Below are 20572 nucleotides of genomic sequence, written 5' to 3' on the forward strand. Positions count from 1 at the left end.
AATGTTAGTACCTGGTTATGCCAGCGGCCACAGGTGGTCGATAATCAGCTGCACCGAACGGTTGCCGCGATACTCGTTAATGTCCAGTTTGTAGGCCAACTCAACCTGACGCACGCTACTGTCGGGCCACAAGGTAGTATCGACGTTAAACGCGATCCCATCCAGCAACGGACCGCCGCCGATCGGCTCCACCATCACTTTCAGATGACGTTCGCCCACCAGCCGTTGTTGCAGCAGTTTAAAACGCCCATCAAATACCGGTTCAGGGAAGGCCTGGCCCCACGGACCTGCCTCACGCAGCAGCTCGGCGGTTTGCAGCGAAAACTCCTGCGCACGCAATTCGCCATCTGACCAAATCACCCCCTGCAACGCTTCGCCGTCCAGCCATTCATCAATCAACGCGGCAAAGCGCTGACGAAACTCTTCGTAGCGTGCTTCCTGTAACGATAAACCGGCTGCCATCGCGTGACCGCCGAATTTGATCATCAGGCCAGGAAACAGGGTATCGAGACGTTCCAGCGCATCACGCAAATGCAAACCAGCAATCGAGCGGCCGGACCCCTTCAGCGTGCCGTCACCCGCTGGCGCGAAGGCGATCACCGGACGGTGGAAACGCTCTTTCAGGCGGGAAGCCAGAATACCCACCACCCCCTGATGCCATTCGGGATGGTAAAACGCCAGACCGAGCGGCAAATCGGTGTGCTGTCGCTCCAGCGCATCACACAACGCCAGCGCTTCGCTTTTCATGCCCTGCTCGATCTCTTTGCGCGTCTGGTTCAACGCATCCAGCTCGTTTGCCAGCATGCGTGCTTCGGTGATGTCTTCGGTCAGCAACAAGGCGACACCCACTGACATATCATCCAGACGCCCGGCTGCATTGAGGCGCGGGCCGATTGCGAAGCCTAAATCGCTCGCCACCAACTGTCGTGCATCGCGATTGGCGATTTCCAGCAAAGCACGAATCCCCGCACGGCATTTCCCGGCGCGGATGCGGCTCAGCCCTTGCCATACCAAAATGCGGTTGTTGGCATCAAGTGGCACCACGTCAGCCACGGTGCCCAGCGCCACCAAATCAAGCCATTCCGCCAGGTTCGGTTCCGTTCGGCCATCACTAAACCAGTTTTGCGAACGCAGATAGGCGCGCAAAGCCAGCATCAGATAGAAGGCAACGCCCACTCCGGCCAGGGCGCGGGAGGGAAAATCACTGTCGTTCAGATTCGGGTTAACAATGGCTTCGGCGGCAGGCAGCGTGTCACCCGGCAGGTGGTGGTCGGTGACCAGCACCGGAATGCCATACTGATGTGCCGTATCAACGCCCGCATGAGAAGAGATACCGTTATCCACCGTGAGGATCATCTCGGCACCGCGCGCGCGCGCCTGCTCCACCACTTCCGGGCTGAGGCCGTAGCCATCTTCAAAACGGTTTGGCACCAGGTAATCAATGTTGCCACCGAGGCTGCGCAGCGCCAACACCGTTAACGCGGTACTGGTGGCCCCATCAGCGTCAAAATCCCCTACCACCACAATACGGCGACCGTCGCGCAGCATTTGATGCAGCAACGTCACGGCGGCATCAATGCCGCCCAGGGTTTGCCACGGCAGCAGATGTTTCGCACCCCGTTCGAGTTCGGCGGCATCGCGTACACCGCGTTGCAGGTAGAGCCGACGCAGCAGCGGCGGCAAATCGGCAGGTAAGGTATCGTCGGCATGGGGTTCACGCCGACGCAATTCAACAGAATGGATCACTGTGGATTAACCGCCGCTTTTCTGGCCGTCGAGTGCCTGCTTCAGCTCCTGCGGACCCTGATAGCCCGGGATCATCATGCCGCTGTCGGTGAGGATCGCGGGGGTGCCCTGAATACCGAACAGAATGCCCAGCTTATATTGCTGGTCGAGGTCGATTTTGCAGGTCGCCGGGGCGTCCATCTGCGGCGCATTGCCTTTCATCGCCTCATCAAACTGCTTGTTGCGATCGGCACTGCACCAAATCGCTTTCATCGCTTTTTCCACCTGGCCATGCAGACCTTCACGCGGGAACGCCAGGTAACGCACGGTGATGCCCAGCGCGTTGTAGTCAGCCATCTGCTCATGCAGCTTACGGCAATAGCCGCAGGTGATGTCGGTAAAGACGGTGATCACGTGCTGTTCTTTTGGCGCTTTGTAGATAATCATCTGTGGTTCCAGCGCTTTGACTTTGGTCTCCAGCAACTGGTTGGTCACGTTCACTGGCTGCGCGCCACTGACATCGTACAACGGCCCCTGAATCATGTGTTTACCATCGTCGGTGACGTACAAAACGCCACTTTCCGTTAGCACGGTTTTGATGCCAGGCAGCGGCGACGGCTGAATTTCCGTCTGTTGCAGGCCTAATTTTTTCAAAGCCTGCTGAATGGCGCTGTCATCGGCATGAACCAGCCCGGAGAAGGTGCTGACCAGCAGAGCCAGCATCGTTAACTGTTTTTTCATCTCATTTCCTTGTTGCCGCGTTTCAGGCGCGCGGATGATGCTGTTGATGTAACAATCGCAAGCGCTCAGTGGCAACGTGCGTATAAATTTGGGTAGTGGAAAGGTCACTGTGACCTAACAACATCTGTACGACGCGCAAATCGGCCCCGTGGTTCAATAGATGTGTCGCAAAAGCGTGGCGCAACACATGCGGCGACAGTTTTTCGCTGTCGATTCCCGCCAACAAAGCGTAGTGCTTAATGCGGTGCCAAAAGGTCTGACGGGTCATCTTTTGCGCGCGATTGCTGGGAAAGAGCACATCCAGCGTCTGGCCGTTGAGTAACCACGGACGACCATGCGTCATATAATGCTCAATCCAGTAGATCGCTTCTTCACCCATTGGCACAAGGCGTTCTTTGTTGCCTTTACCAATCACCCGCACCACCCCCTGACGCAGACTGACATCGCTGAGCGTCAACCCCACCAGCTCAGAAACGCGCAGGCCGGTAGCGTAAAGTAATTCCAGCATGGCTTTGTCGCGCAGTTCGAGTGGAATTTCAGTTGAGGGGGCCTGCAACAGGCGTTCCACCTGGCTTTCACTCAAATCCTTCGGCAAGCGCTGCGGCAGTTTCGGGGCGGAAAGCAGTGCGCTGGGATCGTCGCTGCGCAGCTTTTCGCGATACAGATACTGAAACAACCGCCGGATGGCGCTCAGGGTGCGTGCAGAACTGGTGGCTTTGTACCCCCCTTCCACCCGCTCCGCCAGAAACTGCTGCAAATCGAGCGCTTCCAGCGTCAGTAGCGTGCGCTCATGGTGATGCAGCCAGCCGGTAAGGGTTTGCAAATCCTGACGATACGATGCGAGGGTATTTTGTGCCAGATTGCGCTCAATCCAGAGCGTATCCAGAAACTGTTCGATCAGGTCGCTGTCTGTCACTTTCTCCCTCCAGCCAGTGTGAAATCGTGCTCATTATGCCTGAAAAGCGCCTGCTTCTGGTACAATTGCGCCAGAGTCAGTTTCAGACAGAGCATTAATTGCATGAATATCGGCCTGTTTTACGGTTCAAGTACCTGCTATACCGAAATGACCGCGGAGAAGATTCGCGACTTTATTGGTGAAGAATTAGTCACCCTGCACAATCTGAAAGATGACGATCCGACACTGATGGAGCAGTACGATTTACTGATCCTCGGTATCCCGACCTGGGACTTTGGTGAGTTACAGGAAGATTGGGAAGCGATTTGGCCGCAAATTCCGGCGCTGAACCTGCGCGGGAAAATTGTCGCGCTGTATGGCATGGGCGATATGATTGGCTATAGCGAATGGTTCCTCGACGCGCTGGGTATGCTGCATGAGCTGCTACAGCCGATGGGCGTGCAGTTCGTTGGCTACTGGCCGCTGGAAGGCTACGAATTCACCAGCCCGAAACCGTTAACCGCCGACGGTAAACAATTTGTCGGTCTGGCGCTGGATGATGTGAACCAGTTCGAACTGAGTGATGAACGTATCGAACAGTGGTGCGAACAGATCCTGACGGAAACCGCCGCCCTGCTGTAAGGCGTGATACCTGCCATGTAGCGGCGCGATTTATCGCGCGTATTTTTGCTATCGTAAAAGTCAAAAGAGCGCGATAAATCGCGCCGCTACGGGCTTAAACAGCAGGCGCGTAATCTGCGCCAGCTGTCTTCAGGCATGTTGTCATACATCAGCCATAATCGCCTGCATTGCCCCTGCTCGTTACGCAGCACCAGCAACACGCCAATCGGTAACCAGCCTGGCGCACGGAGATTGTGCCAGCGCATCGTATCCCACTGCCACACGCCTTGTTGATCCAGCGAAAGCAAGCCACTGCGCCGTTGCAGCTGGCGTTGGTGACGCCAGCCCTCCGCCAGCAACAGTAGCAACAACGGTGCCTTCACCCAGCGCCACGCTTCTGGCCACGGCAGACCAACCACCAACCCACAGCACAACAACAGCAGCAGCGCCTGCAACATCCGGGCGCTGCGCGAGGGATGCAGCTTACATCGCCACCGGACCGCGTTCACGATTACGCTGCTGAATCAGTTTCACCATGCGTTGAAACTCGGGGTCAACCGGTTCACCGTGGTTCATCATCCAGTTGAACAAATCCGGATCATCGCTTTTTAGCAGCGCGACGAATACCTGCTTATCGGCGTCGGTCAGCGAATCATACTCATATTTGAAAAACGGCATGATGGCGATGTCCAGCTCCAGCATGCCACGACGGCACGCCCATTGGACGCGGGCTTTGTCATGAATATCCATGTCTCTTATTCCACAGCGGCAAACAATGGCGCTCAGTGTACCTGCTTTTTTTCGCAGGTGCAGGCGTCACTGTGCTGGCTGTGCAGCAACGCGCAAAACCCTTTTACACAATGCAGGGTTATCACGCGATTTGTGCGTCAGGTTCCGCAAACAGGTTGCAATGCCGCGCTGCTCTTTTAACATGGAAACATTGTCTACGGATGAACCCATTAATCAGGAAAAACCCATGCCCATATTTACCCTTCCCCCTCGTCAGCCGACTGCATCGTCTCGTCTGCCTTTAACCCTGATGTCACTCGATGAGTGGGCGCTGGTTGCGGTGCAGGGCAAAGACAGTACCTCGTATTTGCAAGGCCAACTGACGCTGGATGTGGCCGCGCTGGATGCGGCACAGCATCGTCCGGCGGCGCACTGCGATGCCAAAGGGAAAATGTGGAGTAGCCTGCGTCTGTTCCATCGCGGCGAAGGTTATGGCTACCTGGTACGACGTAATCTGCGCGATACCCAGCTCACCGAACTGAAAAAATACGCGGTGTTCGCGAAGGTGACCATTGCCGCTGATGATGATGCCGTGTTGCTGGGCGTGGCCGGTTTCCAGGCACGAACCGCGCTGGCAGGTCTGTTCCCGCTGCTGCCGGATGCCACAACGCCGGTGGTACAACAGGACAACACCACCCTGCTGTGGTTTGCACAACCGGCTGAACGCTTCCTGCTGGTCACCACGCGGGATCAGGCTGAAGCACTGAAGGATAAACTGACCGGCGATGCCCAGTTCAACGACAGCATGCAGTGGCTGGCACTGGATATTGAAGCCGGTATCCCGGTGATCGACAGCGCCACCAGCGCCCAGTTGATCCCACAGGCCACCAACCTGCAAGCACTGGATGCCATTAGCTTTAAAAAAGGCTGCTACACCGGTCAGGAGATGGTGGCACGTGCGAAATTCCGTGGTGCCAACAAACGCGCGCTGTATTGGCTGGCGGGCCAGGCCAGCCATTTGCCCCAGGCCGATGGTTCGCTGGAATTACAGATGGGCGACAGGTGGCGTCGCACGGGGACGGTGCTGACCGCCGTGCAACTGGATGACGGCGAGGTGTGGATTCAGGTGGTGATGAATAACGATCTGGAACCGGATAGCGTGCTGCGGGTTGAGAGTGATGAGGGGGGCAAGCTGACCATTCAGCCACTGCCCTATTCTCTCGAAGATTAATATCGGTTCCGTCGTGGCGCGATTAATCGCGCCGCTACATTACATAGAAATAAATAGCGCAGAAGTGGCAAACGCTGCCACCCAGCACAAACGCGTGCCAGATCGCATGATTGTAGGGAATGCGCCGCGCGACATAGAAGATCACGCCTAACGAGTAAACAATCCCCCCCGCCGCCAGCAACCAGACACCACCCGCAGACAATTTCGTTGCCAGCTGATAAATCACCACCAGCGACAGCCAACCCATGCTGAGGTAGGTCACCAGCGAGAGTACCTTGAAACGGTGGGCGATGGTCAGCTTAAAGATGATACCTGCCAGCGCCAGGCTCCAGATGACAATCATCAGCCCTTTTGCCAGCGACGATTTCAGTCCCACCAGCAGGAATGGCGTGTAAGTGCCCGCAATCAGTAAGTAGATGGCGCAGTGGTCAAATTTCTTCAACCAGTATTTGGCTTTTTGGTGTGGTATGGCGTGATAAAGGGTCGATGCCAGGAACAGCAGAATCATACTGCCGCCATACAAACTGTAGCTGGTAATTGCCGTGACATCCGCCTGCATTTCAACAGCTTGCGTCAGCAACAACACCAATCCAATAATACCAAACAGGCAGCCCACTCCGTGGCTGATGCTGTTGGCTATCTCCTCTGCCAGCGAATAACCCTGGACGATAAGACGGTTCTGTACCATGAGTGTGCGTCCCGCAAAACGAAGAAACTGACTGTGCTTTTTCTGTGCACCAGAGTAACCAGAATTAATTTCAGTGTACACATGTACGCTTAAATTAAACTGTGAATCAGTGTTACAACCAGCATGATCAGACAACGGGAAAGTTGCAGGAAGATGACATGCAGCGGCGCGCTACCTCGCACCACTGCGGTTCGGAGAAATGATCGGTTAGCGCCCGCCCGCCGCATCAATCGTGGTGCCGGTGATATAGGAGGCGGCATCGCTGGTCAGCCAGAGGATCGCTTCGGCGATCTCCTGCGGTTGCCCGCCACGCCCCATCGGGATGACGCTGGCAAGACGATCCACCCTGCCGGGTTCACCGCCGTCAGCATGCATGTCGGTATAAATAAATCCCGGACGGACACCGTTAACGCGAATCCCCTGCGCGGCAACTTCCAGCGATAAGCCCCGGGTAAGGGTATCCATCGCCCCTTTAGACGCGGCGTAATCCACATATTCCCCGGGCGCGCCGGTTCTGGCCGCCGCAGATGACACGTTGACGATGGCACCACCACTGCCGCCGTGATGCGTTCCCATGCGCTTCACCGCTTCACGGCAGCACAGGAAAGTGCCGGTGACGTTGGTAGCAAACACGCGCTGGATACGCTCTGCTGTCAGCGCTTCGGTCCGGCACTGCTGATACAGAATGCCCGCATTGTTGACCAATACTTTCAGCGGCGCCTCGTAGCGGTCAAGTTGCTGAAACATCCGTAGCACCTGGGCTTCATCAGCGATATCCGCCTGCACCGTGAACGCCTTGCCACCCTGTGCTGCGATGGCTGCCACCACCTGTTGCGCGTCCGCTTCACGCTGGCGGTAATTCACCGCCACGCAATAGCCTGCCTGCGCCAGTAATAACGCCGTCGCACGCCCAATACCGCGACTCGCGCCTGTGACTAATGCCAGCTGCATTTTACCTCCAAAGAAAAAGGCCGGTTTCCCGGCCTTCGATAACATGTGCTTCAGTGTAGCTTATGCATACTCACTCATGGGTACGCAGCTGCAGAACAGGTTGCGATCGCCAAACACATCATCCAGACGTTTTACCGTCGGCCAGTATTTGTTAGCGCTGCCTGCCGGGAACACCGCCAGCTCGCGGCTGTATGGATGCGCCCACTCACCGACGATCTCCATCTGGGTATGCGGGGCATTGACCAGCGGGTTGTCTTCTGCCGGCCATTCACCATCAGCCACCCGATCGATTTCCATACGGATCGCCAGCATCGCATCGATAAAGCGATCCAGTTCGATTTTGCTCTCGGATTCCGTTGGTTCCACCATCAACGTACCCGCCACCGGGAACGACATGGTTGGTGCATGGAAACCGTAGTCGATCAAACGTTTAGCGATATCCATTTCGCTGATACCGGTTTGTTCTTTCAGCGGACGAATATCCAGAATACATTCGTGCGCCACGCGACCATCGCGGCCGGTATAGAGAATCGGATAGGCTGACTGCAAACGACTGGCGATATAGTTGGCATTAAGAATCGCCACCGAACTCGCCTGCTTCAGCCCTTCGGCACCCATCATGCGGATGTACATCCAGCTGATCGGCAGAATCGAGGCGCTGCCGAATGGCGCGGCAGAAACCGCACCTTGCTGCGTCAGCACACCGTCAATCTGTACTACGCTATGGCCCGGAACAAACGGTGCCAGATGCGCTTTCACGCCGATAGGTCCCATACCTGGGCCACCGCCGCCGTGCGGAATGCAGAAGGTTTTATGCAGGTTAAGATGCGAAACATCCGCGCCGATATAGCCTGGCGTGGTGATCCCCACCTGAGCGTTCATATTGGCACCATCAAGATAAACCTGGCCGCCGTGCTGATGCACGATCTGGCACACTTCACGGATGGTCTCTTCATACACACCATGCGTTGACGGATAAGTCACCATGATGCAGGAGAGTTTATCGCCCGACTGCGCCGCTTTTTCGCGCAGATCGCCGAGGTCGATGTTGCCCTGTTTGTCACAGGCCACCACCACCACCGACATCCCTGCCATCTGTGCCGATGCCGGGTTGGTGCCGTGTGCAGAGCTGGGGATCAGACAGATATGGCGATCGCCCTGGTTACGGCTTTCGTGGTAGCGGCGAATCGCCAGCAGGCCCGCATATTCACCCTGTGCACCCGAGTTCGGCTGCATGCACAGCGCGTCGTAGCCGGTCAGCTGTACCAGCCACTGTGACAACTGGCCAATCATTTGCAGATAACCCGAAGCCTGTTCTGCCGGGCAGAACGGGTGCAGTTCAGCGAATTCCGGCCAGGTGATCGGAATCATTTCCGCTGCCGCATTCAGTTTCATGGTGCAGGAACCCAGCGGGATCATCGCCTGGTTCAGCGCCAGATCCTTTTTCTCCAGGCTGTGCATATAACGCATCATCTCAGTTTCGCTGTGATGACGGTTGAATACCGGGTGTTCGAGGATGGCGCTCTGACGTTGCTGCCCCGCCGGAATGCCACTGTTTTCTGCCGCTACGACGCTGTCCAGCGCATCAATGTCGAGACCATGCGCATCGCCAAGCAGAATGGCGAACAGCGCCTGAATGTCTTCACGGCGAGTGGTTTCATCCAGCGTGATGCCCACCGCGTTATGGATGTCGCTGCGCAGGTTCACCCCGAAGCTCAGTGCACGGTTCAGCACCGCCGCTTTGTCTGCCACCTCGACAGTCAGGGTATCGAACCAGCTATTGTGACGCAGTTTCAGACCGCCATTTTGCAGTCCGGTCGCCAGGATACTGGTCAGACGGTGGATACGTGACGCAATACGCTTCAGGCCAGCCGGTCCGTGATAGACCGCATAGAAGCCCGCGATGTTCGCCAGCAGCACCTGTGACGTACAGATGTTGGAGTTGGCTTTCTCACGGCGGATATGCTGTTCACGGGTTTGCATCGCCATACGCAGCGCGGTGTTACCGGCAGCATCACGCGAAACACCAATAATACGTCCCGGCATGGAGCGTTTGTGCTCGTCACGGCTGGCAAAAAATGCCGCGTGCGGTCCGCCGTAGCCCATCGGCACGCCGAAACGCTGGGCTGAACCAAACACGATGTCTGCGCCCTGCTTGCCCGGTGCTTCCAGTTGTACCAGCGCCATAAAATCAGAGGCGACACTCACCACCACTTTGCGGCTTTTCAGCTCGGCAATCAGCGAACGGTAGTCATGCACTTCACCCGTGGTGCCCGCCTGCTGCAACAGCACGCCAAACAGATCATCATGATCGAGCGCTTTGGCTGGGTTATCGATAATCAGTTCAAAACCAAAGGTTTCCGCACGGGTACGCACCACATCCAGCGTCTGCGGATGGATATCGTCGGCAATAAAGAATTTGTTGGCATTTTTCAGCTTACTGACGCGTTTTGCCATCGCCATCGCTTCGGCAGCTGCGGTGGCTTCATCCAGCAACGAGGCGGATGCGATATCGAGACCGGTCAGATCCAGCGTCAGAGTCTGGAAGTTCAACAGGGCTTCGAGACGACCCTGCGAGACTTCTGGCTGGTACGGGGTATAAGCGGTGTACCAGCCCGGGTTTTCCAGCATGTTGCGCAGAATCACCGGAGGGGTGATCACCGCGGTATAGCCCATACCAATCCAGGATTTGTAACGCTGGTTCTGACTGGCAATCGCCTTCAGCTCTGCCAGCGCCTGCTGCTCGGTGGCCGCATCACCCACTGCGGGCGGTCCCGGCAATTGGATATCGGCAGGCACGATGGAACCGATCAACGATTCCAGCGAGCTGGCACCGATCGCTTCCAGCATGGTGGCCTGTTGCTCCGGCGTAGGTCCGATATGGCGCTCAATAAAAGCACCGTTATGTTCAAGCTGGCTGAGAGTCTGAGTCATTAGCAGTAAATCCTGAATCGGGCTGGGTATTAATACAGACAAAAAAGAAAGGTGCCGCCACGCGACACCTTCTGTTACTGGCGCTTACTCTTCGATGGTCTTTTTATAACCATCGGCATCCAGCAATGCGTCAAGCTCTGACTCATCGCTGGCTTTGATTTTGAACAACCAACCGTCGGTGTACGGGTCGCTGTTGATCAGTTCCGGTGAACTTTCCAGTTCTTCGTTGACGGCAACAATTTCACCGCTGAGAGGTGCGTAGATGTCAGAAGCCGCCTTCACGGATTCTGCCACGGCGCAGTCATCACCAGATGAAAACACCGCGCCCACTTCTGGCAGGTCAACAAATACCATGTCACCTAACAGCTCCTGCGCATGTTCGGTGATGCCCACGGTGTAAGTGCCATCGGCTTCTTTACGTACCCACTCGTGGCTATCTTTGTACTTCAATTCGTTTGGTACATTGCTCATCGCCAAATCTCCTGAAAAAGTTACTGTGCGACCGGCTTACCGGCGCGAACAAAAATTGGTTTGGTGACCTTCACCGGCATTTCACGGTTGCGGATTTCCACAATCGCCTGCTCGCCAATGCCCGCTGGCACACGCGCCAGCGCAATGCTGTAACCCAGCGTCGGAGAGAAGGAGCCACTGGTAATAATACCTTGCTGCGGCTGCCCCTGTTCGTCGGTGAAACGTACCGGCAAGCCGTTACGCAGCACCCCTTTTTCGGTCATGATCAGACCAACCAGTTTTTCCGTTCCGGCAGCACGCTGTGCTTCCAGCGCCGCGCGGCCAATAAAATCACGGTCGGTCGGTTCCCAGACAATGGTCCAGCCCATGTTAGCCGCCAGCGGTGAAACGCCTTCGTCCATCTCCTGACCGTAGAGGTTCATCCCCGCTTCCAGACGCAGCGTATCGCGTGCCCCCAGACCGGCCGGTTTCACCCCCGCCGCCAACAGACGCTGCCAGAAATCCGCGGCAGCCGCCGCAGGCATCGCAATTTCGTAGCCCGCTTCGCCGGTATAACCGGTGGTGGCGATAAACAAATCATCCGCCTGCACCCCAAAGAACGGCTTCATGCCCGCCACCGCATCGCGTTGGGCTGCGCTGAACAGCGACTGCGCTTTCTGCTGGGCCTGGGGTCCCTGCACCGCAATCAGCGCTAAATCGTCACGTTCAGTCAGGGTAATGCCATACTGCTGCGCGTGTTCACCAATCCATGCCAGGTCTTTTTCACGGGTGGCCGAGTTCACCACCAGACGGAAGAAGTCCTCGGTCATAAAGTAAACAATCAAATCATCAATGACGCCACCTGATGCATTAAGCATGCCGGTATACAGCGCCTTGCCGGGCTGGGTCAGTTTGGCAACGTCGTTTGCCAACAGATAGCGCAGAAATTCGCGAGTGCGAGCGCCTTGCAGGTCAACGATGGTCATGTGGGAAACATCAAACATACCGGCATCCGTGCGTACCACATGATGCTCATCCATTTGCGAGCCGTAGTGGAGTGGCATCATCCAGCCGTGAAAGTCCACCATACGTGCGCCGCAGGCCTGATGCTGTTCGAATAGAGGCGTTTGCTGAGTCATAACCATCCTGTAGAAACAAGTGAGCGTGACGCGCCTGCGTCGCCAATTGAGCCGACGCAAACGTTCTCTTTACGCTGACGTTACCACCGAACGCCCGAATTAACCATAAGCAAAACGAGGGCGAACCCATCGCGGTCGTCAGCAAAGCGCCGCACAGGATGCAGGATAATTCACTGGTTTTGTGTGATTAGCCACGCATAAAATACAACAACTTAACTTTTATACAGAAAAATAATGTAATCCAGCACTCATCATGGGCCAATGGCACCGCAAAAGAAAACCTTTTGCATGAGAAAATGTAATGCGAATTCCGGCGTGAAATTAGAATAAATCAAACGAGGCGCAAAAAGGGTGCGATGATGCATCAGAATGGTGCAAAAGAAGGTATTGAACGCAGCGGCGCGATTTATCGCGCCGCTACAGGATGGGGGGATTAACGCAGCCAGCCGGGGATATCGTTAAGTCCCATGGCTTGTTTCAACATCATCGGTTTGATGCCTGGCAGGGTGTCGGCCAACTTCAGCCCAACATCACGCAACAATTTTTTCGCCGGATTACTGCCCGCAAACAGCTCCCGGAAGCCCTGCATCCCCGCCAGCATCAGCGCAGCGCTGTGCTTACGGCTGCGCTCATAGCGACGCAGATACAGATGCTGGCCAATATCCTTGCCCTGACTGTGCAAGCGGCGAATTTCACCGATCAACTCTGCGGCATCCATAAAGCCCAGATTCACGCCCTGCCCGGCCAGCGGATGGATAGTGTGCGCAGCATCGCCGACCAGCGCCAGGCGGTGCGCGGCAAAGTTACGCGCATAGCGCGCCATCAGCGGGAAGGTTTTCCGTTCGCTCTCAACCTGACATAAGCCGAGGCGCATATCGAATGCGACGGAGAGTTGTTGATTAAATAGCGCTTCGGGCATCGCCTGTAACCGGCTGGCTTCCTGCGGTGACAGTGACCAGACGATGGAACAAAGATGCGGGTCCTGCATGGGCAAAAACGCCAGAATGCCATCACCGTGAAACACCTGGCGTGCTACGGCGTCATGCGGCAGGTCGGTACGAATATTCGCGACCAGCGCGTGATGATCGTAATCCCAGAAAGTGATCGGAATATCGGCCTTGTCGCGCAGCCAGGAGTTAGCGCCATCGGCAGCAATTAACAAACGCGCGCTCATCATGCTGCCGTCCTGGAGCGTGATAAAGGCTTCGTTGTCGCCAAACGCCACCTGTTGCAACTGCGCCGGGGCCAGCAAAGTGATATCACTGCACTGGCTGGCTCGCTGCCACAGCGCACTGTGAATCACTGGGTTTTCAATGATATGACCCAGATGCGCGAGCCCCTGCTGTTCATCATCGAAACTGATGCTGCCAAAACTGTCCTGATCCCACACTTCCATACCGTGATAGGCACTGGCGCGCAGGGCGAGGATCGTCGACCAGACATCCAGTTTTTGCAGCAGGCGTTCGCTGGCTGCGTTGATTGCCGATACGCGGATCGATGGCGCAGCCGCGGGATCAAACTGCGGTTCTGCGGCCTTTTCCAGCACTGCAACGCGTAATCCGCTGCCTTGCAGCCCACAGGCGACGGCCAGTCCGACCATGCCACCGCCAGCGATAGCCACATCAAAAGTTTGCATTGCTGCCCCTTAATTCATGCTTAACGTTTTACCCAGCCGAGCGTGCGCGCAGCCAGGGGGTTTCGCAGCCACGGCAGGTGGTCCATCGCCACCAGCCCAAGATTTCGTCCTGCCACCAGCGGAGCATAACGGTTGGCGAACAACCGCACCAGACCATCGGTAACGCCAATGGTGGCGGCACGGTCTGGCTGGCGTCGCGCGGCGAAATGATGCAACACCGCGTAACTGCCAGGGTCCTGACGCTGACGCCAGGCGCTGGCGAGATTTTCCGCCAACGACATCACATCACGCAGACCAAGGTTGAAGCCCTGTCCGGCAATCGGATGCAGCGTTTGCGCCGCATTGCCAACCAGCGCCAGACGGTGCGCCACCTGACGCTCCGCCGTTTGCAGCGCCAGCGGGTAGATTTCGCGTTGACCGGTATGCGTGAAGCGCCCGAGACGCCAGCCAAATGCCTGTTGCAACTCACGCAGGAAAGTCGCCTCGTCCCACTGCATCAGGGTTTCTCTGGCCTCCAGTGGATGACACCATACCAGTGACATGCGGTTGCCCGACATCGGTAACAGCGCCAGTGGACCGTGTTCGGTAAACCGCTCGAAGGCGCGTCCCTGATGTGGCAACTGAGTGGTGACATTGGCAATCACCGCCAGTTGCTGGTAATCCTCACGCTGCCAGTTGATACCACAGGAGGCCGCCAACGGAGAACGTGAGCCGTCGGCCGCCACCAGCAAGGCCGCGTCCAACTGCTCACCGCTATTCAGCGTCACCTGCACCGTATCAGCATTGCGTGACACCGCCGTGACTTGCGCCGGGCAGCGCAGGGTCACACCCGGTGCCTGTTTCAGACGTTGAAACAGCCGTTGTCCAACATCAAACAGCTCCACCACCTGCCCCAACGCCGGTAACTGGTAATCCGCTGCCTGCATCGAAACAAACCCGGTATGGCCGCGATCAGAAACATGCACATGGGTGATCGGGGTCGCGCAATCCTGTAACGAACGCCACAGATCAATTTCCGCCAGTTGCTGACAGGTGCCCGCCGCCAGCGCGATGGCACGGCCGTCATACCCCGGATGTGCACGGCTGTCCGGTTCGCTGCGTTCAATCAGCGTCACCGGCAGTTTGCCCTGAGTCAGATGAGAGAGCGCCAGCGCGAGAGTGGCACCGGTCATACCGCCGCCTGCAATCAGAATGCTCATGCCTGTCGTGCCGCCGCCATCAAGGCTTCAATCGCGTCAGCATCCTTCACCACGCTGTCGGTCAGATTCTCGTTGCCGTCTGCGGTGATGACGATGTCATCTTCGATACGAATACCAATGCCGCGATATTGCGCAGGAACCTTGGCATCCGGTGCGATATACAGGCCGGGTTCGATGGTCAGGACCATGCCTGGTTCGAGAATACGGTCGCGGCTGGGCGTGCCATAGTGGCCGACATCATGCACATCCAGACCCAGCCAATGGCTTAGTCCGTGCATAAAGAATTGACGGTGGGCCTGCTCTGCCAGCAGCGCATCCACTTCTCCTGTCATTACCCCCAGCTCCACCAGGCCGGTGACCATGATACGTACCACTTCTTCGTTCACATCATGGATGCTGATGCCGGGGCGGAACAGTTCCAGCGCTTTGTACAACGAAGCCAGCACGATGTCGTAAATGGCGCGCTGCGGGGCGCTAAACTTGCCGTTGACCGGGAAAGTTCGGGTGATATCGCCCGCATAGCCCTGGAATTCACAGCCGGCGTCAATCAGCACTAAATCGCCATCGCGCATCTCGCACTCATTTTCGGTGTAGTGCAGGATGCAGCCGTTTTCGCCTGCGCCGACGATGGTGTTGTAAGACGGAAAACGCGCACCGTGGCGATTGAATTCATGCTGGATTTCGCCTTCCAGTTGATATTCAAACATCCCCGGACGGCAAGCTTGCATCGCACGAGTATGCGCCAGCGCGCTGATCTCACCGGCGCGGCGCAGGATAGCGATCTCTTCTGGCCCCTTGAACAGACGCATATCATGCACCCACGGACGCCAGTCGGTGAGGGTATCCGGCGCGCTCAGGTTTTGCCGGAAGCCGCGACGCAGTTTATCCAGCGCACTAAACACCAGGTTATCCGCTTCGGCATACAAGCCCTGAGCGTGATACACCACATCCAGACCGTTCAACAACTGATGCAACTGCTCGCCGATGTCGTCCCACGGCAATGCCCGGTCCACGCCGAGTTTAGCCGGTGCCGCATCCTGGCCCAGACGACGGCCAAACCAGATTTCGGCCGTCAGGTCACGCACGCGGTTGAACAGCACGCTGTGGTTGTGGGTCTCATCGCTTTTAATCAACACCAGCAACGCCTGCGGCTCGTTAAAACCGGTGAAATACCAGAAATCGCTGTTCTGACGGAAGGGATACTCGCTGTCGTTGCTGCGCGTCACTTCCGGCGCAGCAAAAATCAATGCAGCACTACCGGGCGCCATACGGGCAATCAGCGCCTGACGACGTTGCTGGAAGGTTTCCAGTGTAATCATGTTTGCACTCCCTGTTGAAAAGCGGGCACGGCAGTACCCGGAATGACGCGCTTAATGTAGCGTGGGCTTCTGCACTTCAGGTGCTGTTGGCGGTCGCGGCTGGGTGAAGGTGTCGTGACACAGCAGCGCGGCAACACGCACATACTCAATCACCTCTTCGAGTGATTGCTCAAGCTCTTCCTGATCTTCATCTTCGTCATAGCCTAGTTGCGCGATGGTGCGCAGGTCATCGATCGCCTCGCCGGTTTCGCCGGTGACTTTGTCCAGCTTCGGCTGAGTCACACCGAGTCCCAGCAGGAAATGGTTGACCCATCCCGCCAGCGCATCGGCACGGTCAAACACCGTGATGTCATCGTCGTCAGGCAGCATCAGTTGAAACAGGAAACCCTCTTCATCAAGGGTGTTGGTCAGGCTTTCATGCAGCGCCTGCAACGGTTGCGACAGGCTTTGCGAAAACGCCATGCCTTCGTTGGTGAGATCGTGCACCAGTGTCTTCCAGCTGTTATCCTGGTTGCCGCCGCACAGAATGCCGCAAATCAGGCCGTGCATTTCAGCGGGTGTCATTCCCACGCCCTGCTGGGAAAGCGCTGCTGCCAGCGCGTTGTAAGTGGGCGTTGCGTTCTGTAAAGACATAAGCTTTGGTCGTCGTTGGCAGAATAAGTTCGTGTTATGCTACCACCAGGTGCCTCAGGGTTTCCAGAAAAGGGGTTGTAACTTATCACCCAGGTCTATATAGTTGCGCTCCTCCCAAGCCATTGACTGCTAAGGGAGATGCGGGCAAAGTAATCAGTCAGGAAGGTGGCATGTCTGCACAACCGGTAGATATTCAGATTTTTGGTCGTTCGTTGAGAGTGAATTGTCCGCCTGAACAGCAAGATGCGCTGAATGCGGCAGCTGAGGACCTCAATCAACGGTTGCAAGATTTAAAAGTTCGCACTAGAGTCACAAATACAGAGCAACTGGTGTTCATCGCCGCGTTAAACATTTGCCACGAGCTGGCACAAGAGAAAGGTAAAACGCGCGACTATGCAGCCAATATGGAACAACGTATTCGTATGCTGCAACAGACCATTGAACAAGCATTAGTTGAGCAAGGTCGCATAACTGATCGCCAGGGCACAAAGTTTGAATAACACTTCATGGTTATCGTGATACAGTAACGGTGAAGTAAATTTTCTCTGAGATGTTTGCATGCGGGCCAGTCCCCTGAGCCGATATTTCATTACCACAGAATGTGGCGCTCCGTAACTTGTGAGCATGCTCGGTCCGTCCGAGAAGCCTGATAGTTGCGACGACACATTCACCTTGAACCAAGGGTTCAAGGGTTACAGCCTGCGGCGGCATCTCGGAGATCTCCACTTAGTTCCACTTCTGTTATCCCCCGGTACGCATGATATAGTGGCTGGCAACAGCCGACTTTGCCGGGGATATCATGTCTGAACCCTCATTTCGCGACCGACAAGACATTCGTCAACACGTGCGTCACTTGCGCCGCAATCTCACGGCTGAACAGCAGGAACAGGCTGCCGATTTGCTGGCCGAGCACGCCATCAATTTTGCCCCAATCAGCAATGCCCAACGCATCGCGCTGTTTCTTTCCGTTGATGGTGAGCTGAATACACGCCCGTTGATCGCCAAACTCTGGCAGCAGAAAAAACAGGTTTATCTGCCGGTGCTGCACCCTTTCGCCCCCGGCAATTTGCTGTTCCTGCGTTACACGCCAGACACCCCACTCAGCCCGAATAAATTACGCATTCCGGAGCCGCCGCTGGATATCACCCAACTGGCAACCCTCGATCAACTGGACGTGGTCATGGTGCCACTGGTGGCGTTTGACCATAGCGGTCAGCGACTGGGGATGGGCGGCGGTTTTTACGATCGCACACTGCAAAACTGGCAGCAGCATGGTTTTCTGCCGGTGGGGATTGCGCATGATTGCCAGCGTGTTGCAACGCTGCCGGTAGCAGCCTGGGATGTGCCGTTGCCGGTGGTGATGACACCGTCGAAATTGTGGCAGTGGTAACCTGGTTATTGCGCGATAAATCGCGCCGCTACGATAGCTGTAGCGGCGCGATTAAGTGCGTATTAAATCAGTACAACAGACGCGCGCGAATGGTGCCCGGGATCGCTTTCATCAGTTGCAGCGCTTTGTCCGCCACATCCTGTTGTGCATCGATATCGATCACCACGTAACCCATCAGCGGCGAGGTTTGCAGATACTGGGCGGCGATGTTGATGCCCTGTTCAGCAAAAATCTGGTTGATGGCGGTCAGCACACCCGGACGGTTTTCGTGGATATGCAGCAGACGGCTGGCGCTGGCAGCATGCATCGGCAACGACACTTCCGGGAAGTTAACAGCAGACAGGGTAGAACCGTTGTCAGAATACTTCGCCAGTTTGCCTGAGACTTCCAGACCGATGTTTTCCTGCGCTTCCTGGGTCGAACCACCGATATGCGGCGTCAGAATCACGTTATCGAACTCACACAGCGGTGAAGTGAACGGATCGCTGTTGGTCGCCGGTTCTACCGGGAACACGTCAATCGCCGCACCCGCCAGATGTTTGTTCGACAGCGCATCGCACAGCGCCGGAATATCAATCACCGTACCGCGTGCGGCGTTAATCAGCAGCGCACCCGGCTTCATCAGCGCCAGTTCAGCGGCACCGATCATATTCTGCGTGGACGGGGTTTCCGGCACGTGCAGGCTGACCACATCGCTCATGTTGAGCAGGTCAGACAGATGACGCACCTGCGTGGCGTTACCCAGTGGCAGCTTGTTTTCGATATCATAGAAGAACACATGCATGCCAAGGCTTTCCGCCAGCACACCGAGTTGCATGCCGATATGACCGTAACCGATGATGCCCAGCTTTTTGCCGCGCGCTTCATAAGAACCCGCCGCAACTTTATTCCAGATACCGCGATGCGCTTTGGCGTTCGCTTCTGGAATACCGCGCAGCATCAGCAGCATCTCACCAATCACCAGTTCGGCCACCGAGCGGGTGTTGGAGAACGGCGCGTTAAACACCGGCACACCGCGTTTTGCCGCCGCATTGAGGTCAACCTGGTTGGTGCCGATACAGAAGCAACCAACCGCGACCAGTTTCTCAGCCGCAGCGAAAATCTCTTCGGTCAATTGGGTACGGGAACGGATACCAATGAAGTGAGCGTCGCGGACCGAGGACTTCAGCGTCTCCGCATCCAGCGCCCCTTTGTGGAATTCGATGTTGGTGTAGCCTGCCGCGCGCAGGTTATCCAGCGCACTCTGATGGACACCTTCCACCAGCAGGAACTTAATCTTGTCTTTTTCCAGTGATAACTCTGCCATTTCCCGACCCTATTCAGAATTCAACGAGGGCTGCCATAAGCCAGCCTTCTGTCAAAATATCAAAAAATTCGTTTGCAGCAAGACAATCGATTGCTTCAACCTCAGCACGCGTCAGTGCTACGGCAGCACAATGCCGTACAAAATCGGGATATGCGTCCAGGGCGAAGAATGAACCTGCTGTTGATGACCATTTTGTGACATAAGTCACCGAATTTCAGCATACGAAGAAAAGATGTTTTGCGTATGGAAATAAGCGGCGCGGTAACCGCGCCGGACAGATCATTTGGTAATGGTTTTTACGCCATCGGCCGTGCCGATCAACGCTACATCAGCACCGCGTGCGGCAAAAAGCCCCACCGTTACCACACCCGGCAGCGCATTGATGGCTTTTTCCAGCGCGATCGGGTCCAGGATGCGCAGATTATGCACGTCGAGAATAATGTTGCCGTTATCGGTCACCACGTTCTGACGGTATTCCGGCAGACCGCCCAGCTTCACCAGTTCACGTGCCACATAGGAACGCGCCATCGGGATCACTTCTACCGGCAGCGGAAAATGGCCCAACACATCCACTTCTTTTGAGGCATCGGCAATACAGATAAATTTCTCTGCCACGGCGGAGACAATTTTCTCACGCGTCAGCGCCGCGCCGCCACCTTTGATCATCTGCATGTGCGGGTTGATCTCATCTGCACCGTCGACATACACCGACAGCGAATCCACTTCATTGAGATCAAACACGTGAATGCCGAGGGACTTCAGTTTCTGCGTCGAGGCTTCTGAGCTGGAGACCGCGCCCTCAATTTGATGCTTAATCGAACCTAACGCATCAATAAAATGAGCAGCGGTTGAACCGGTGCCAACGCCAACAATGGTGCCCGGCTGCACATATTGCAGTGCTGCCCAACCTACCGCTTTTTTCAGTTCATCCTGGGTCATGGTATGTTTAAAACCTGTGCGACAACGAGGTGCGCGTAGTATAAAA

21 protein-coding genes and 1 other RNA gene are annotated in these 20572 nt (G+C 56.2%); 5 read left to right on the forward strand and 17 right to left on the reverse strand.

The window, feature by feature from the left end:
- Positions 1-15: 15 nt before the first annotated feature.
- The 3 genes from recJ to xerD are packed head-to-tail and all read right to left on the reverse strand — an operon-like array spanning position 16 to position 3382.
- On the reverse strand, positions 16-1746 hold the full coding sequence (gene recJ / locus PAT9B_RS16030) for a single-stranded-DNA-specific exonuclease RecJ (protein ID WP_013510322.1): 1731 nt from the start codon (positions 1744-1746) through the stop codon (positions 16-18).
- Between the two features lie 6 nt (positions 1747-1752).
- On the reverse strand, positions 1753-2466 hold the full coding sequence (dsbC, locus tag PAT9B_RS16035; protein ID WP_013510323.1) for a bifunctional protein-disulfide isomerase/oxidoreductase DsbC: 714 nt from the start codon (positions 2464-2466) through the stop codon (positions 1753-1755).
- Positions 2467-2488: 22 nt separating this feature from the next.
- Positions 2489-3382 carry a site-specific tyrosine recombinase XerD gene (gene xerD, locus PAT9B_RS16040; RefSeq protein ID WP_013510324.1) on the reverse strand — a complete coding sequence of 298 codons (894 nt, stop codon included), beginning with the start codon at positions 3380-3382 and terminating at the stop codon, positions 2489-2491.
- A 102-nt stretch (positions 3383-3484) separates the two neighbouring features.
- Between xerD and fldB the strand changes: the two genes are divergently transcribed.
- On the forward strand, positions 3485-4003 hold the full coding sequence (fldB, locus tag PAT9B_RS16045; protein ID WP_013510325.1) for a flavodoxin FldB: 519 nt from the start codon (positions 3485-3487) through the stop codon (positions 4001-4003).
- An 86-nt stretch (positions 4004-4089) separates the two neighbouring features.
- Here the strand turns inward: fldB and PAT9B_RS16050 are convergent, their stop codons facing one another.
- Both PAT9B_RS16050 and sdhE read right to left on the reverse strand, forming a co-directional pair.
- Positions 4090-4491: a protein YgfX gene (locus tag PAT9B_RS16050; RefSeq protein WP_041525843.1), complete on the reverse strand. Its 402-nt coding sequence runs from the start codon at positions 4489-4491 to the stop codon at positions 4090-4092.
- A complete protein-coding gene (sdhE, locus tag PAT9B_RS16055; protein WP_013510327.1) occupies positions 4466-4732 on the reverse strand; it encodes an FAD assembly factor SdhE in 267 nt (88 codons plus the stop codon). Before sdhE ends, PAT9B_RS16050 begins: the two co-directional genes overlap by 26 nt.
- A 226-nt stretch (positions 4733-4958) precedes the next feature.
- Between sdhE and ygfZ the strand changes: the two genes are divergently transcribed.
- Positions 4959-5942, forward strand: a complete 984-nt coding sequence (ygfZ, locus tag PAT9B_RS16060; RefSeq protein ID WP_013510328.1) for a tRNA-modifying protein YgfZ — start codon at positions 4959-4961, stop codon at positions 5940-5942.
- Positions 5943-5976: 34 nt separating this feature from the next.
- Here the strand turns inward: ygfZ and PAT9B_RS16065 are convergent, their stop codons facing one another.
- The 9 genes from PAT9B_RS16065 to PAT9B_RS16105 all read right to left on the reverse strand — a co-directional run bounded on the left by PAT9B_RS16065 (position 5977) and on the right by PAT9B_RS16105 (position 16891).
- Positions 5977-6630 carry a hemolysin III family protein gene (locus PAT9B_RS16065; RefSeq protein ID WP_013510329.1) on the reverse strand — a complete coding sequence of 218 codons (654 nt, stop codon included), beginning with the start codon at positions 6628-6630 and terminating at the stop codon, positions 5977-5979.
- A gap of 207 nt (positions 6631-6837) precedes the next feature.
- Positions 6838-7581 carry an SDR family oxidoreductase gene (locus PAT9B_RS16070; RefSeq protein WP_013510330.1) on the reverse strand — a complete coding sequence of 248 codons (744 nt, stop codon included), beginning with the start codon at positions 7579-7581 and terminating at the stop codon, positions 6838-6840.
- Positions 7582-7641: 60 nt separating this feature from the next.
- The gene (gcvP, locus tag PAT9B_RS16075; RefSeq protein ID WP_013510331.1) at positions 7642-10515 is read right to left on the reverse strand and encodes an aminomethyl-transferring glycine dehydrogenase; all 2874 of its coding nucleotides are present in this window, start codon (positions 10513-10515) and stop codon (positions 7642-7644) included.
- 84 nt (positions 10516-10599) lie between these two features.
- Positions 10600-10986 carry a glycine cleavage system protein GcvH gene (gene gcvH / locus PAT9B_RS16080; RefSeq protein ID WP_013510332.1) on the reverse strand — a complete coding sequence of 129 codons (387 nt, stop codon included), beginning with the start codon at positions 10984-10986 and terminating at the stop codon, positions 10600-10602.
- Between the two features lie 20 nt (positions 10987-11006).
- A complete protein-coding gene (gcvT, locus tag PAT9B_RS16085) occupies positions 11007-12104 on the reverse strand; it encodes a glycine cleavage system aminomethyltransferase GcvT (RefSeq protein ID WP_013510333.1) in 1098 nt (365 codons plus the stop codon).
- Between the two features lie 433 nt (positions 12105-12537).
- Entirely contained in the window at positions 12538-13740 is a 1203-nt protein-coding gene (gene ubiI, locus PAT9B_RS16090; RefSeq protein ID WP_013510334.1) for an FAD-dependent 2-octaprenylphenol hydroxylase, read from the reverse strand.
- Between the two features lie 20 nt (positions 13741-13760).
- The gene (gene ubiH, locus PAT9B_RS16095; protein ID WP_013510335.1) at positions 13761-14939 is read right to left on the reverse strand and encodes a 2-octaprenyl-6-methoxyphenyl hydroxylase; all 1179 of its coding nucleotides are present in this window, start codon (positions 14937-14939) and stop codon (positions 13761-13763) included.
- Positions 14936-16258, reverse strand: a complete 1323-nt coding sequence (pepP, locus tag PAT9B_RS16100) for a Xaa-Pro aminopeptidase (protein ID WP_013510336.1) — start codon at positions 16256-16258, stop codon at positions 14936-14938. Before pepP ends, ubiH begins: the two co-directional genes overlap by 4 nt.
- Positions 16259-16309: 51 nt before the next feature.
- Positions 16310-16891, reverse strand: coding sequence for a YecA family protein (locus tag PAT9B_RS16105; protein ID WP_013510337.1), 582 nt, complete (start codon positions 16889-16891; stop codon positions 16310-16312).
- 170 nt (positions 16892-17061) lie between these two features.
- Between PAT9B_RS16105 and zapA the strand changes: the two genes are divergently transcribed.
- The 3 genes from zapA (at position 17062) to PAT9B_RS16115 (ending at position 18281) form a co-directional block, all read left to right on the forward strand.
- Positions 17062-17391, forward strand: a complete 330-nt coding sequence (zapA, locus tag PAT9B_RS16110; RefSeq protein ID WP_013510338.1) for a cell division protein ZapA — start codon at positions 17062-17064, stop codon at positions 17389-17391.
- A gap of 39 nt (positions 17392-17430) precedes the next feature.
- Positions 17431-17614: non-coding RNA, 6S RNA (gene ssrS, locus PAT9B_RS29730), on the forward strand.
- A 76-nt stretch (positions 17615-17690) separates the two neighbouring features.
- Complete coding sequence (locus PAT9B_RS16115; RefSeq protein ID WP_013510339.1) at positions 17691-18281, forward strand: 5-formyltetrahydrofolate cyclo-ligase; 591 nt, start codon at positions 17691-17693, stop codon at positions 18279-18281.
- Between the two features lie 67 nt (positions 18282-18348).
- Here PAT9B_RS16115 and serA read toward each other — a convergent pair whose 3' ends face one another.
- The 3 genes from serA to rpiA all read right to left on the reverse strand — a co-directional run bounded on the left by serA (position 18349) and on the right by rpiA (position 20526).
- The gene (serA, locus tag PAT9B_RS16120) at positions 18349-19587 is read right to left on the reverse strand and encodes a phosphoglycerate dehydrogenase (RefSeq protein ID WP_013510340.1); all 1239 of its coding nucleotides are present in this window, start codon (positions 19585-19587) and stop codon (positions 18349-18351) included.
- A gap of 13 nt (positions 19588-19600) precedes the next feature.
- Positions 19601-19795 carry a hypothetical protein gene (locus PAT9B_RS30640; protein WP_150105794.1) on the reverse strand — a complete coding sequence of 65 codons (195 nt, stop codon included), beginning with the start codon at positions 19793-19795 and terminating at the stop codon, positions 19601-19603.
- A 71-nt stretch (positions 19796-19866) separates the two neighbouring features.
- Positions 19867-20526, reverse strand: coding sequence for a ribose-5-phosphate isomerase RpiA (gene rpiA / locus PAT9B_RS16125; RefSeq protein ID WP_013510341.1), 660 nt, complete (start codon positions 20524-20526; stop codon positions 19867-19869).
- Between the last annotated feature and the right edge of the window lie 46 nt (positions 20527-20572).

Origin of the sequence: Pantoea sp. At-9b (genome assembly GCF_000175935.2) — a bacterium.
Taxonomy (GTDB): Bacteria; Pseudomonadota; Gammaproteobacteria; order Enterobacterales; family Enterobacteriaceae; genus Pantoea.